Source organism: Streptomyces cyaneus (assembly GCF_004028635.1).
GTDB lineage: Bacteria > Actinomycetota > Actinomycetes > Streptomycetales > Streptomycetaceae > Streptomyces > Streptomyces cyaneus.
Genome location: NZ_RQJW01000003.1, coordinates 1,131,160 through 1,143,987, shown reverse-complemented (window position 1 = coordinate 1,143,987; position 12,828 = coordinate 1,131,160). Strand labels below are relative to the sequence as shown.

Sequence of the window (12,828 nt, the reverse complement as noted above, 5' to 3'; positions counted from 1 at the left end):
GGGGATGCTCAGCGCAGAGTCGCTGCTGTCTCCCACAGCCGGCCATGAAGTCCGCGGTGCGTCTCGTGTGCGGGCAGCCACTGCTTGCGGACAGGTCGAGCTGGGATATCCGAAAGGCGTCCTCCAGTGGCCGGGCCGAACCCGTCGAGATGATGTGCGTGTCCGACTCGATGCGGGGCCAGGGCGTGGCGAGCCCCTTGAGCAACTCGACGATCACCACGGCAACCCGATCGCGTCGCGCCGCAGCCCTGCACTGTCCTGCCCCGCCGTATCCCCCGACATGTGAATCCCCCATTCACGCCGATGCGCCCCGTCGCCATGACACAACAGCTGCGCCTCGCGTGAATCACGGTACGGCGCGGTCGGGTTGGGCAGAAGAGCGAGCCGGATTTCCGTGGACAGCCGCGGGATTGTGGATAACTCGCTCACTCACACGAGTGAACTCATCCTGGAATCAGGCCCGTTCCGCCACCGCCACCGGATCGTCCAGCACCGCTCGCACCACCGAGTGCGCGGCCCCCAGCAACGGCCCCTCGGGACCCAGCCGCGACACGGACACCGGACAGGCGGGCCCCGCGGTGCGCCGGTCCAGCTCGGCCTCCAGCGACGGCAGCAGCCAGGGGGCGAGCCCCGCCAGCGCGCCGCCCAGCACCACGCTCTCGGGGTCCAGCAGATTGACCGCGCCCGTCAGCGCGACGCCGAGCGCCGTTCCCGCATCGCGCAGGGCCCGGCGCACGTCCTCGTCGCCCTCGGCGGCCCGCCCGGCGAGCAGCCCGACGCGGTCCTCGTCCGACTCCAGACCGGCCGCCCGCAGCACCGCCTCCTCACCGGCGTACTGCTCCAGACACCCCCGCCCCCCGCACGGGCACTCCGGCCCGTCCGGCTGGACCGGGACATGCCCCAACTCACCGGCGAAACCACGCGTTCCGTGCAGCAGCCCGCCGTCCACCACGACCGCCGCACCGATGCCGATCTCCGCCGACACGTGCAGGAAGTCTCGCGGAGTCCCCTCGCCGAGCCAGAGTTCGGCGAGGGCGCCGAAGTTGGCCTCGTTGCCCACGGTCAGTGGGAAGTCCACGGGCAACAGAGGACCGAGATCCGTGTCCCGCCAGTCGAGGTTCGGTGCGCGTACGACCGTACGGGCGTCCCGCGCGACCAGACCCGGCACGGCGACTGCCAGGCCGGCGGGCCACAGCCCCTCGCGCTCGGCCTCGGCGAGAACCCGGCGCAACAGCTCAATGAGTTCCTCGATCACCGGTTCGGGGGCACGGCCACGGTTCGCGCCGTGCCGCACCGCCCTGGACCGCACCTCGCCGCGCAGGTCGACCGCGCAGACGGCGAGGTGGTCGACGCCGACCTCCGCCCCGATCCCGGCCGGACCGTGCCCGCTGACGGCCAGCGCCGATCCGGGACGGCCCACCCGGCCGGGCCGCTCGGGGCCGAGTTCCTCCAGCAGTCCCGAGCGGATCAGCTCGTCGACGAGGGTGGACACCGCGGCACGGGTCAGCCCTATGTGGGAGGCGACGGCGGCACGCGAGAGCGGCCCCTCGGCACTCACCGTGTGCATCACCCGTGCGAGGTTGCGGCGGCGCATGCCCTGCTGGGTGTTGGGCAACGCGCGGCCGGGGCCGGCCGGGTGGGCTTCGTGCAGTGGTGCGGTCATGCCTGAAGTCAGTCCTCAGTGAGCTTCGGGGCTCCGCTGAAGCAGCGGAGCCGCGTCGGAGAGTACCCCGCTGATCCTGGCCAGCGTCTCCTCGTCCCGCTCCACGGCGTCGAGCACCGGCCCGCGCGTGGTGTTCCAGCGCCGGGCGACCGCGGCCGGATCCTCGCCGGTCAGCAGGCCGGCCGCCTGGGCCGCCGCGCCGAGCGCGACCAGTTCCTTGGCCTCGGGGACCTGCACCGGGCGCCCCGACAGCCGCCGTACGGTCTGCTGCCAGGCCGTACCCCGGGCGCCGCCGCCGATCAGCAGCAGCGGGGCCGAGCGGTCCGCGTCCTCGTCCAGGACCAGGTCCAGGGCACCGAGCAGCGCGTGGACCGCGCCGTCGTAGGCGGCCTGCAGGAGCTGGCCGGCGGTCGTGTCGTGGCGCAGGCCGTGCAGGAGGCCGGAGGCGTTCGGCAGGTTCGGGGTGCGTTCGCCGTCCAGGTAGGGCAGGAGCGTGAGGTCGGTGGTGGGTTCCACGGCCTCGCGGTCGAGGCCCAGCAGGGTCGCGAGGCGGTCGACGGCGAGCGTGCAGTTCAGGGTGCACGCCAGCGGCAGCCAGTCGCCGTGCGCGTCGGCGAAGCCCGCCACGGTGCCGGTCGGGTCGGCGGGGCGCCGCTTCGAGACCGCGTACACCGTGCCCGACGTGCCGAGGCTCAGCACGGGCATGCCGGGACGCAGCCCGAGGCCCAGTGCGGCGGCGGCGTTGTCGCCGGTGCCGGGCGCGACCAGGGTGCCCTTGGAGAACGGCAGGTCGTGGCTGTCACGCACGGTGCCCGCGACCTCGCCGGGCCGGACGACTCGGGGCAGCAGCGCCGGGTCGAGTCCCACGCGCGCGAGGATCTCGTCGTCGTACGACTCCGTCCCCGACGCCCACCAGCCCGTACCGGAGGCATCGCCGCGGTCGGTGGTGCCCAGCCCGGTGAGGCGTTCGGTGAGGTAGTCGTGGGGGAGGCGTACGGCCTTGGTGGCCCGGACGGCCTCCGGCTCGTTCTCCGCCAGCCAGGCCCACTTCGTGACCGTGAACGAGGCGGCCGGGACGGAGCCGGTGCGCTCGGCCCAGAACTTCGCGCCGCCCAGCTCCTCGGTCAGGCGGTGGGCCTGCGGCGCCGAGCGCACGTCGTTCCACAGCAGAGCCGGACGTACCGGCTCGCCCCGGTCGTCCAGCGTGACCAGGCCGTGCTGTTGCCCGCCGATCGACACCGCGGCGGCCTCGTGCGCGGCGTCGCCGCACTGGCGCAGCGCCTCGCACAGGGCATCCCACCACTGGCGCGGGTCGCTTTCGCGGCCGGCCCCGGAAGACACCGTGTGCGGCGCCTGGCCGCTCGCGACGACCTGCCCGGTCGACGCGTCGACGACCAGCGCCTTGGTGGACTGGGTGGACGTGTCCACGCCGACGACGAGCGGACCCTCGGCTGCTGACATCGGGTACTCCCTTTTCCGCGGCTCTGCGGGATCTGACCTGCTGTTTCGAGGGTGCCCCGGATGACCACGACCCGGACCTCACCCCTTCAGGGACATCTTGTCCCTTCCCAGGGACGCGTCGGCATACTAATTTGTAAACCGCCATGACGAAATAGTCGTAGCGAGTCGTAGCAAGCAGTCGTCCGCAAGCAAGGAGCCGCGGCATGAGCTACCAGCCCACCCCCGAGGACAGGTTCACCTTCGGCCTGTGGACCGTCGGCTGGCAGGGACGGGACCCCTTCGGCGACGCCACGCGCCGTGCCCTCGACCCGGTCGAGACGGTGCAGCGCCTGGCCGAGCTCGGCGCCCACGGCGTCACCTTCCACGACGACGACCTGATCCCCTTCGGGTCCTCGGACACCGAGCGCGAGGCGCACATCAAGCGCTTCCGTGAGGCCCTCGACGCGACCGGCATGAAGGTCCCGATGGCCACCACCAACCTCTTCACACACCCCGTCTTCAAGGACGGCGCGTTCACCGCCAACGACCGCGACGTGCGCCGCTACGCCCTGCGCAAGACGATCCGCAATATCGACCTCGCGGCCGAACTGGGTGCCGAGACGTATGTCGCCTGGGGTGGCCGCGAGGGCGCCGAGTCCGGCGCCGCCAAGGACGTGCGCGTCGCTCTCGACCGCATGAAGGAGGCCTTCGACCTCCTCGGCGAGTACGTCACCTCCCAGGGCTACGACCTGAAGTTCGCGATCGAGCCCAAGCCGAACGAGCCGCGCGGCGACATCCTGCTGCCGACGGTCGGCCACGCGCTGGCGTTCATCGAGCGCCTGGAGCGCCCCGAGCTGTACGGCGTCAACCCCGAGGTCGGCCACGAGCAGATGGCCGGGCTCAACTTCCCGCACGGCATCGCGCAGGCGCTGTGGGCGGGCAAGCTCTTCCACATCGACCTCAACGGCCAGTCCGGCATCAAGTACGACCAGGACCTGCGCTTCGGCGCCGGAGACCTGCGCTCGGCGTTCTGGCTGGTCGACCTTCTGGAGAGCGCCGGTTACACCGGGCCCCGCCACTTCGACTTCAAGCCGCCGCGGACCGAGGACCTCGACGGCGTGTGGGCGTCGGCCGCGGGCTGCATGCGCAACTACCTCATCCTGAAGGAGCGTTCGGCCGCCTTCCGCGCCGACCCGGAGGTCCAGGAGGCCCTGCGCGCCTCGCGCCTGGACGAACTGGCGCAGCCGACCGCGGCGGACGGTCTCAAGTCGCTGCTCGCGGACCGCACGGCCTTCGAGGAGTTCGACGTCGAGGCGGCCGCCGCGCGCGGGATGGCCTTCGAGCGCCTCGACCAGCTGGCGATGGACCACCTGCTGGGCGCCCGCGGCTGAGGCCACACGCGCGTGCCCGACGCCGCCTGGCCGCGTGTGACCGCCCTTGGAGGGAACCGGTCACACGCGGTACGGGTCGTCGACCGGTCTCCGCGCGAAATGTTCCGGAATCATGCGATCCAAGGCATGGGCCCGTATCAACTCCTGCGCGGGGGTCGCGCCCTGACCTGTGCGAGGCGACCCTTGACGGTATGGCCATGCCGCCCGTACCGCCTCAGCCGCCCGGGCCCCCGGGTGACACGCCGCCTCCGGGCGGCTTCGGACCGCCCCCTGAAGGCTTCGGCCCCGGACAGGGGACAGGCGGCGGTCATGAGCCCACCAGGGGATACGGGGCCCCTGGAGGCTACGGTCCTCCTCCGGGTGACAGCGGCCCGACCTCGTACGGTGGCTGGCCGCCGCCGGAACCGCCCGAGGGAGGCGGTGGACCGGGGCGTCGGCGGAATCCGCTCTTCATCCTGCTCGTCGCCATCGTGGCCGTCGGTGCCGTCGTGGCCGTGGTCCTGATGGTCTCGGGCAGCGACGACTCGCCCGACGAGAAGCCGCCCGCCGAGAGCAGCACGAGCGGCTCGCCCAGGCCGTCCTTCAGCATCCCGACCAAGCTGCCCAGCAGACTGCCGAGCGAGCTGCCGACATCGCTGCCTTCCGGGTTCCCCACCGAGCTGCCCAGCGGCTTTCCGAGCGGTCTCGAATCGCTCCTTCCTTCGCTGGCGGACGAGCTGCCGTAGCCAAGGCACCGGCTGGGTGCGGATGCGCGCGGTACGCGTGCGTGGCGCTCCGCAGCGGCCACACATGCGTGCCACACGCGAGCAAGGTGTCTTGAATCGGCCGTCAGGTGCCGCGCAGTAACCGCACGTAGATCACTACCGACGTCTCCACACCACTGTCGACCAGCCGGCCCTGCGCGTCGAACACGCCCGCGCTTTCCGGCCTCCTGAGGAGCAAGTGCGCTGACAGCGGCCGGATTTGGAGCCGGCGAGGAACACGGTACGACCGTGCCGTGAATGCGGGACGACGGGCGCTCACCGAGCATGGGCCCTACGGCTGTTCCTCCTCGGTCGCAAGCTGCGCCGAGGCCAACGCTGTTGCAGGATCCTGCGCAGGGCCTCCCGCCGGTACCCAGCGGCCGCGTTCCTCTCGGTACGGCCACCAGCGTCCGTCCCGTCCCAGACGCAGTTGGCTCGGCGCACCGATGACCGTCCACCGGTTGCCCTGCGCCCGCAGCGACGGTCGTTCGTCCTCGTCCCAGGCCGAGTCCAGGGCGGCACGCGCGCGTGCGAGCGCCTCGCCTTCGACGGTCCACTCCTCGTCGAGCACGGACAGCGCGGCGACGCCCCCGAGGCGCCAGGCGCGTACGGCCGGCGCCAGCCCCTCGTGGCCGCGTCCCGAGCCGTCGGCCAGCCGCTGTGCCACGCTCACGGAGGAGGAGCCGGAGGCCGCCAGACGGACCGCGTCCTGGTCGAGCGTCAACTCCGCTTCTATGGCTTGCTGTTCCGGACCGGCGCGCAGAGCCTCCGCCAGCATGCGGTGCGCTTCCGCGGCGGTCCGGGCGGCCAGGAACTCCAGCGCGGACGGGTCGACGCCGGGTGCTGGAGGCGTCTCGGTGTCCAGGGAAGGTGGTACTCCCGGCTCTGCGGGCAGCTCGGGCAGGACGGGCAGCGGCGGCAGGATGTCGCCTGTCGCGTACGCCTCGGCGGCCTCCACGCCCTCCGGCTCGGACGACGCGGACGGTTCCGACGACTTGTGCGCGGGCGTGGCGCTGCGGGCCTGGAGGTCGTCCAGGAGGCCATGTTCGCCCCGTCCGCGCATCAGCAGCAAGACGAAGGGGTCCTGGTCCAACAGCCGTGCCACCTGGTAGCAGAGGGCCGCTGTGTGGCCGCAGTGGTCCCAGGCTTCGCAGCCGCATTCCGGCTCCAGATCACCCATGCCGGGCAGCAGCTCGATGCCTGTGGCGGCGGCGTCCTCCACCAGGTGCGGTGGCATCTCGCGATCGAGCAGTGCGGCGACATGGCCGGCCCGCTCGACGGCCATGTCAAGGAAGCGGTCCCACTGTTCGCCGGTCAGTTCCTCCAGCAGTACGTCGGCCCGGTGCGCTGTACGGTCGCGGCCCTGCACGACGGCCGTGATGCGTCCCGGGCGCACCGACACCGCACCGACCGCTCCCGCGCGTGCGAGCCTGCGGCCGGCCTTGAGCTGCTCCGAGTCCAGCGCCGTCTCCTCCAGCGCCTTCAGCCAGGCCTGACCCCACCAGGTCTGTGCGAACCCCCGCCCGCGCGCGGGCGGCAACGCGGCGAACGTGCGCTCCATGTCACCGTCGTGTCGAGTCATCGTGCGCCCCCTCGCAGTTCCACCAGATCGGCCAGCTCCGCGTCTGTCAGCTCCGTCAGCGCCGCCTCGCCGGCGCCGAGCACCGCATCGGCCAACTCCCGCTTGCGGCTCAGCATGTCGGCGATACGGTCCTCGATCGTTCCCTCGGCGATGAGCCGATGCACCTGCACGGGCCGGGTCTGGCCGATGCGGTACGCGCGGTCCGTGGCCTGCGCCTCGACGGCGGGGTTCCACCAGCGGTCGTAGTGCACGACATGTTCGGCGCGGGTGAGGTTCAGGCCGGTGCCCGCCGCCTTCAACGACAGCAGGAAGACGGGCACTTCGCCGTCCTGGAAGCGCCGCACCATGGCCTCGCGCTCGGCCACGGGGGTTCCGCCGTGCAGGAACTGCGAGGGCATGGCGCGGGCCGCCAGATGCTGTTCGATGAGGCGTCCCATGCGCACGTACTGTGTGAAGACCAAAACGCTCGACCCCTCGGAGAGGATGGTGTCGAGCAGCTCGTCCAGCAGTTCCAGCTTCCCCGACCGCCCGGGGATCCTCGGCCGCTCCTCCTTGAGGAACTGCGCCGGGTGGTTGCAGATCTGCTTCAGAGCCGTCAGGAGCTTCACGACCAGACCCCGCCGCGCCATGCTGTCGGCTCCGGAGATCTCCGCCAGCGTTTCGCGGACCACGGCCTCGTACAGACCCGTCTGTTCCGCGGTGAGGGACACGGCACGATCCGTCTCCGTCTTCGGTGGCAGCTCCGGCGCGATTCCGGGATCCGACTTGCGCCGACGCAGCAGGAAGGGTCGTACGAGCCGGGTGAGGCGTTCCGCGGCGGCCGGATCCTGGCCGCCCTCGACGGCCTGCGCATAACGCGCGCGGAACGTCCCGAGGCGGCCCAGCAGGCCGGGCGTCGTCCAGTCGAGGATCGCCCACAGTTCCGACAGATTGTTCTCCACGGGGGTGCCGGTGAGCGCCACGCGCGCGCGTGCGCCGATGGAGCGCAGCTCCCGCGCGGTCGCCGAGTAAGGGTTCTTCACGTGCTGGGCCTCGTCCGCCACGACCATGCCCCACGGCACCTCGGTGAGCCGGCGCGCGTCCATCCGCATCGTGCCGTATGTGGTGAGCACGAACTCACCGTCCGCCACGGCCTCCAGATCACGCCGAGACCCGTGGAATCGGCGCACACGCGTGCCGGGCGCGAACTTCTCGATCTCGCGCTGCCAGTTGCCCATCAGGGAGGTCGGACACACCACCAGCGTCGGACCGGCTGACGAGGCGTCGGCCTGCCGGTGCAGATGCAGCGCGATGAGCGTGATCGTCTTGCCGAGGCCCATGTCGTCGGCCAGACAGCAGCCCAGACCCAGGGACGTCATCCGGGCCAGCCAGCTCAGGCCACGCCGCTGGTAGTCCCGCAACGTCGCCGCGAGCGCGGCGGGCTGGCCCACCGGCTCCTGTCCCTCGGGGTCCGCGAGGCGCTCGCGCAGCGCCCCCAGCCAGCCCGTGGGCCGCACCTCGACCTGGCGGCCGTCCACCTCGGTGGAGCCCGTCAGAGCGGCGCCGAGCGCGTCGATGGGCGTCACCTTGCGATCCTGCTGCGCGCGGGCCCGGCGCACCTCCTGAGGATCGACGAGGACCCACTGGTCGCGCAGCCGCACCATGGGGCGGTTCGTCTCTGCCAGCCGGTCCAGCTCCTCGCGCGAGAGCTGCTGGTCGCCCAGCGCGAACCACCAGTTGAAGGCGAGCAGCGCGTCGGCGGACAGGAACGACGGCGTGTCCGAGGAGACCCTGCCGGGCGCGGACTCGTCGTCCGGCGGACCGATCACCGCGCGGGCCGTCAGTGTGCGGGCCAGCGCCCTGGGCCAGTGCACGTCGACGCCGGCCCCGGCGAGGGCTCGCGTGCCCGCTCCCAAGAGGTCGGTCACCTCGTCGTCGGCGAGTTCCACGGCGTCCGGCACTGCGGCCGAGAGCAACGGTGTCAGCGGATTCCAGGCCCGCGCGGCCCGGCGCAGCGCCAGCAGGGCGTCCATCCGCGCGCGCGGACCGAAGACGCCGGATCCCGCCCACACGTCGCCCGCATCCGCCACCAGTGTCGGATCACTCACGCTGTGCACCTGCAGCACCGCCCGGAACGACAGCCCTGCGTCATCCTGCGTCGCCGTGTCGAGGCCGGGCACCTCGAGCCGCAGAGAGAGCCGTACGCCCGCGTCGTGGCCGGAGGCGACATCGGCGGCCCACGCACGCTGTTCGGGCAGATGCTGCGGCTCCTGAGCCGCGTAGGCGGGTGTGCCTGTCACGAGCGCCGCCGCAGGGGAGCGGGGAAGCGCGTCGGCCACCGCGTCCAGGAAGGCCCGCAGCAGCCGCTCCGGGTCCGGCAGCCTCAACGGCTCGACGCCCTCCAGCGGCACGGCGTGCGCTTCTGGCGGCATCGCGGCGGCAAGATCGCGGATGCGTTCGACGTCCTCCGGGCGCAGGGGACCGGCGCGCCAGGCGTCATGATCCTTTGCCGAGAGGCCGGGCAGCAGCAGGCCGCGTGCCACGAATTGCAGGGCCAGCACGGCGGCCGTGCCCCAGAACGCGGCCGCCCGGTGAGCCTGCGCGGAGGCACGCACCCGCGTGAGCACAGGCAGGGCGGCGCGTACCGGCAGCACAACGGCCGGCACGTTCACCAGCTCGACGCCGTCCTCGCCGGGCAGGACGACGGACAGCTCCTCGAAGGAATCGGACGCGACGAGCGGAACAGCGACGCCGTCGGTTCGCCAGAAGGCGACCCGGCCGGTGCGAGCCGGATCACCGGGTACGAAAACGGCTCGGCAGCAGGCCAGTTCGGAGATCTCGGACGGTGTTGCCTCGGGAAGCCTCGGCACGCTCTACAGCACTCCTCAAATTTGACTACTCAGGCGAGTGGCCGAGGGTACAGCATCGCGAGGAATCACCCGGCATGCCTGCATCATGACCTGGGTCACACATCGGCCGGCTGGGTATCTCCCCTGTGCGGAGCCCGGTGCGTCGACCGCACATCGACTGTCATCGGATCTCCGTGACCAGTAGGGGCCGCACCTCAGGGTCGTCTCAGGGTCGCGGTTCGGAACCGCTGGAAGCGCGGACCCGTTTTCAGGTCAGAGAGCGGCAGTGGCCGCGAAGGAGGCGACGCACATGTCGAAGAACGCGAAGATCGCCGCAGGAGGTGTGGCGGTCGGTCTCATCCTGCTGATCTGGCTGCCCTGGTGGGCGGCGCTCCTGATAGTCCTGGGGGTCCCGGCCGCCGCGTATCTCACGCTCGACCCGTCACAGCGGCGCAGGCTGCGCCGCGCCACGCGCAAGGAACTCGGTCGCTGACATCACCTGGCCGCCGTAGCGACCGGAGTGGACAGCGCGCAGGAGTTGAGCACATCGCCGCTCGCGGGCCTGCCGACAGTACGGTCCGCGGGCGGTGGAGTGCCACGCTCCACCCATGAGACGAGCGCGTCGAAGGCCGACCGGTAGCAGGGCAGGATCGGCCGGAGCCGGTCGGGATAGGTGTCGTACAGCCCGTCGACGTGCGTGCCGCCCGCGATCGTGAAATAGCGGTGCAGTGCGCCCCGCCCGCTCGAGTCGACCATGCGGGCGTACATGTCCGAGTCGGCGGCCTTCGGCAGCAGCGCGTCCAGATCGCCGTGCAGGGTGATCAGAGGTCTGCCGATGCGCCCGGTCAGCGCCACGCGGGCCACGGCGCGGCGGACGGACGCCGGGCGCGACGCATAGGCGTACGTGGCATCGGATGCGCACGGCGACAGGATCTGTCCCGGCGTGGTCCCGGCGGACGGGCCGGGACAGCCGGGGTCGTACGCCGGGTCGAACTCGGCGCGGTAGATCTTCTGCGTGACCCCCCAGTAGGCCTGCTCGTGGTAGGGCCACAGAAACTCGGAGCCGCGCGCGAAACCGACCGCGTACAGGTCCTCGTCCCGCGCGGAGCCGAGCATGCGTGCCACTGCCGTGGGTAGGGAGGTGAGCAGGTTGGGGCCGTCCGCGGTCCACAGGGCGCCCTCCCAGTCCACGCCGCCGTCGTACAGCTCGGGATGGTTCTCCAGCTGCCAGCGGGTGAGGTAGCCGCCGTTGGAGATGCCGGTCATGTACGTACGGCGGGGAGCGTGGCCGTAGCGCTGCGCCACCGCCTTGCGGGCGGCCCGGGTGAGCTGGGTGGTCCGTGCGTTCCATTCGGCGACCGCGTCCCCGGGCCGCTTGCCGTCGCGGTAGAAGTCGGCGCCGTTGTTGCCCTTGTCGGTCGCCGCGTAGGCGTACCCCAGTGCGAGCACCTGGTCGGAGATCGCCGTGTCCGTTGCGTACTGCCTGCGGGTGCCCGGGGCTCCGGTGACGACCAGTCCGCCGTTCCAGCGGTCCGGCAGCCGGATCACGAACTGTGCGTCGTGGCGCCAGCCGTGTGTTGCGTTGAAGCGGGAGGAGTCCGGGAAGTAGCCGTCGATCTGGATCCCGGGAACCCCGGCCGGTGTCCGGGTGCCCCGTGCCGTCAGTCCGGCCTGGTCGGCCATGTCGGTGTGCGGCGTGCCGGCGAGCCCGGACGTGGTCAGATCCGCGAGGCAGGCACTCTGCTGGAAGGCCGCGCCCGGCACTCGCAGGCGCTCCTCACGGGAGCAGTGGTGTTCGTCAACTGCCGTGGCCGTTGCGGGAGTCGGCCAGGTGAGGGCGGCGGTCAGCAGCGTGGCGGCAACGAACGGAACACCTTGGGACAGGCGCATGAGGCCTCCTGGAAGGCGGGAGTCGAGGGCAGCAGAGAGAGCGGAGCCGCGAAGGCTGCCTCATGCTGCGTCCCTGGCTCCGCGCCTTCCATGGGCTGGGGCCACATGGAACGCCGCCGCCCAATGGGGCCCGGAGACACGCCGCTGCGCAGGGACCCAAGACTGGTGGGAGGACACCCGGTGCCTCTCCGTGAGGGCAATGACTTCGGACGGGAGGCGTGGCGCACGCCGTCCCGGCGGTCCCTGGACGCTCCGTACACGGCAGCCGTGCCGGATGCCAGGGCCGTGACGGAGACGGCAGCTGCGCCGGACGCTGGCAGGCGTCCCAGGGCCGCCGCCCGCTGCCGTGTCGCCGGCGTATGGCTCAGCTGGGGCGGACGGCCATCTTGTCGAGCGCTTCCAGCAGCCCGGGCAGCTCAGGGCCCCGGCCCACCGGCAGGACCTCGCCGGGTTCGTCGTCGAGAAGTACGAACGCGATGTCGTCGGTCCTGGCGACGAGCGACCAGCCGGGGCCGTCCGCGCGCAGCGTCCGCGCGTCGCCCGGCGCGAACGACGACCGGACGCGGCCGAGGGGCGGTGGGGAGTCCACGTACGCGCGTGCCTCGGCGAGGACCCGCCGGATGCCGCTGTGGCCGCCCTGGCTGTTGCCCTGCTCGCCCATCTGGGCCTCGCCCTGGCTGTGTCCTTGTTCGCCCCTGTCGCCCTCGCCCGCCGCCTCGGCGGCCTTCGATGTGCCGCCCGCTGTCGCGAAGTCGGCGTCGTCGAGCTGCTCCCGCCAGATCGCCCACTGCAACGCGATCTCGTCGGCGCCCAGGCGCCGCTGGGCCGGCCCCCACACGCTCGTGTCCGGCGGCGCGAGCGGCGGACCGTCCGCGATCTCGGGGCCGGGATCGTGCGGCGCGGGCACATTGGGGGCGGCGACGGCGACCGCGAGAGGCCATCCGGGCAGTGCGGCCACGACCGTACGTTCGTCGGGTGACAGGTCGTACTCCATGCCGCAGTCCCAAGAGGCGATGGCGACGGCGACCAGGGAGACGTCGTCGATGACGACCGTCCACCGCGCGCCGTCGCCGTCCTGGCCGAGTACCAGACCGTAGCCGTCGGCGAGCGGCGCGAGGCCGAGCGCCGCGCAGGCCTCCGGATAGTCGTCGCCCAGCACGCTCGGGAACTTCGCCGGCGTCAGCAGCACCGCCGTGAGCACATAGAGCGCATCGTCCGCGGCGGCGACGGCCTCCTCGTCCGTCCCGGCCATCCCAGCCTCCCCATCGGTTCGTCCATCGGCGCGCACCCT

The 12,828-nt window shown here is 72.0% G+C and carries 9 protein-coding genes; 3 read left to right on the top strand and 6 right to left on the bottom strand.

Annotated elements, in window-relative coordinates:
• Positions 1-454 precede the first annotated feature (454 nt).
• Both EHO50_RS13940 and xylB read right to left on the bottom strand, forming a co-directional pair.
• The gene (locus EHO50_RS13940) at positions 455-1,663 is read right to left on the bottom strand and encodes an ROK family transcriptional regulator (RefSeq protein ID WP_128430329.1); all 1,209 of its coding nucleotides are present in this window, start codon (positions 1,661-1,663) and stop codon (positions 455-457) included.
• A gap of 15 nt (positions 1,664-1,678) precedes the next feature.
• Positions 1,679-3,124, bottom strand: a complete 1,446-nt coding sequence (xylB, locus tag EHO50_RS13935; protein WP_128430326.1) for a xylulokinase — start codon at positions 3,122-3,124, stop codon at positions 1,679-1,681.
• A gap of 203 nt (positions 3,125-3,327) precedes the next feature.
• Here xylB and xylA point away from each other — a divergent pair, with 203 nt between their 5' ends.
• Together xylA and EHO50_RS44980 are read left to right on the top strand one after the other, a co-directional pair.
• Positions 3,328-4,494, top strand: a complete 1,167-nt coding sequence (gene xylA, locus EHO50_RS13930) for a xylose isomerase (RefSeq protein ID WP_128430324.1) — start codon at positions 3,328-3,330, stop codon at positions 4,492-4,494.
• A 470-nt stretch (positions 4,495-4,964) separates the two neighbouring features.
• Entirely contained in the window at positions 4,965-5,219 is a 255-nt protein-coding gene (locus EHO50_RS44980) for a hypothetical protein (RefSeq protein ID WP_246101140.1), read from the top strand.
• A gap of 310 nt (positions 5,220-5,529) precedes the next feature.
• Here EHO50_RS44980 and EHO50_RS13920 read toward each other — a convergent pair whose 3' ends face one another.
• Together EHO50_RS13920 and EHO50_RS13915 are read right to left on the bottom strand one after the other, a co-directional pair.
• Positions 5,530-6,819 (bottom strand): SWIM zinc finger family protein, encoded by a 1,290-nt coding sequence (locus EHO50_RS13920; RefSeq protein ID WP_128430321.1) that lies wholly within the window; start codon positions 6,817-6,819, stop codon positions 5,530-5,532.
• Positions 6,816-9,668 carry a DEAD/DEAH box helicase gene (locus EHO50_RS13915; RefSeq protein ID WP_128430319.1) on the bottom strand — a complete coding sequence of 951 codons (2,853 nt, stop codon included), beginning with the start codon at positions 9,666-9,668 and terminating at the stop codon, positions 6,816-6,818. The genes EHO50_RS13920 and EHO50_RS13915 overlap by 4 nt, the downstream gene beginning before the upstream one ends.
• A gap of 289 nt (positions 9,669-9,957) precedes the next feature.
• On the opposite strand from EHO50_RS13915, the gene EHO50_RS13910 reads away from it, so the two are divergent.
• Complete coding sequence (locus EHO50_RS13910; RefSeq protein WP_053751218.1) at positions 9,958-10,140, top strand: hypothetical protein; 183 nt, start codon at positions 9,958-9,960, stop codon at positions 10,138-10,140.
• 2 nt (positions 10,141-10,142) lie between these two features.
• On the opposite strand, the gene EHO50_RS13905 is transcribed toward EHO50_RS13910, so the two are convergent.
• Entirely contained in the window at positions 10,143-11,537 is a 1,395-nt protein-coding gene (locus EHO50_RS13905) for a tannase/feruloyl esterase family alpha/beta hydrolase (protein ID WP_128430316.1), read from the bottom strand.
• 364 nt (positions 11,538-11,901) lie between these two features.
• Complete coding sequence (locus EHO50_RS13900; RefSeq protein ID WP_128430313.1) at positions 11,902-12,789, bottom strand: hypothetical protein; 888 nt, start codon at positions 12,787-12,789, stop codon at positions 11,902-11,904.
• Positions 12,790-12,828: the final 39 nt, after the last annotated feature.

What these genes read in the sequence shown, in the direction of transcription:
- EHO50_RS13940 (WP_128430329.1), bottom strand. Translation starts at nt 1,663, where the DNA reads ATGACCGCACCACTGCACGAAGCCCACCCGGCCGGCCCCGGCCGCGCG.
- xylB (WP_128430326.1), bottom strand. Translation starts at nt 3,124, where the DNA reads ATGTCAGCAGCCGAGGGTCCGCTCGTCGTCGGCGTGGACACGTCCACC.
- xylA (WP_128430324.1), top strand. Translation starts at nt 3,328, where the DNA reads ATGAGCTACCAGCCCACCCCCGAGGACAGGTTCACCTTCGGCCTGTGG.
- EHO50_RS13920 (WP_128430321.1), bottom strand. Translation starts at nt 6,819, where the DNA reads ATGACTCGACACGACGGTGACATGGAGCGCACGTTCGCCGCGTTGCCG.
- EHO50_RS13910 (WP_053751218.1), top strand. Translation starts at nt 9,958, where the DNA reads ATGTCGAAGAACGCGAAGATCGCCGCAGGAGGTGTGGCGGTCGGTCTC.
- EHO50_RS13905 (WP_128430316.1), bottom strand. Translation starts at nt 11,537, where the DNA reads ATGCGCCTGTCCCAAGGTGTTCCGTTCGTTGCCGCCACGCTGCTGACC.
- EHO50_RS13900 (WP_128430313.1), bottom strand. Translation starts at nt 12,789, where the DNA reads ATGGCCGGGACGGACGAGGAGGCCGTCGCCGCCGCGGACGATGCGCTC.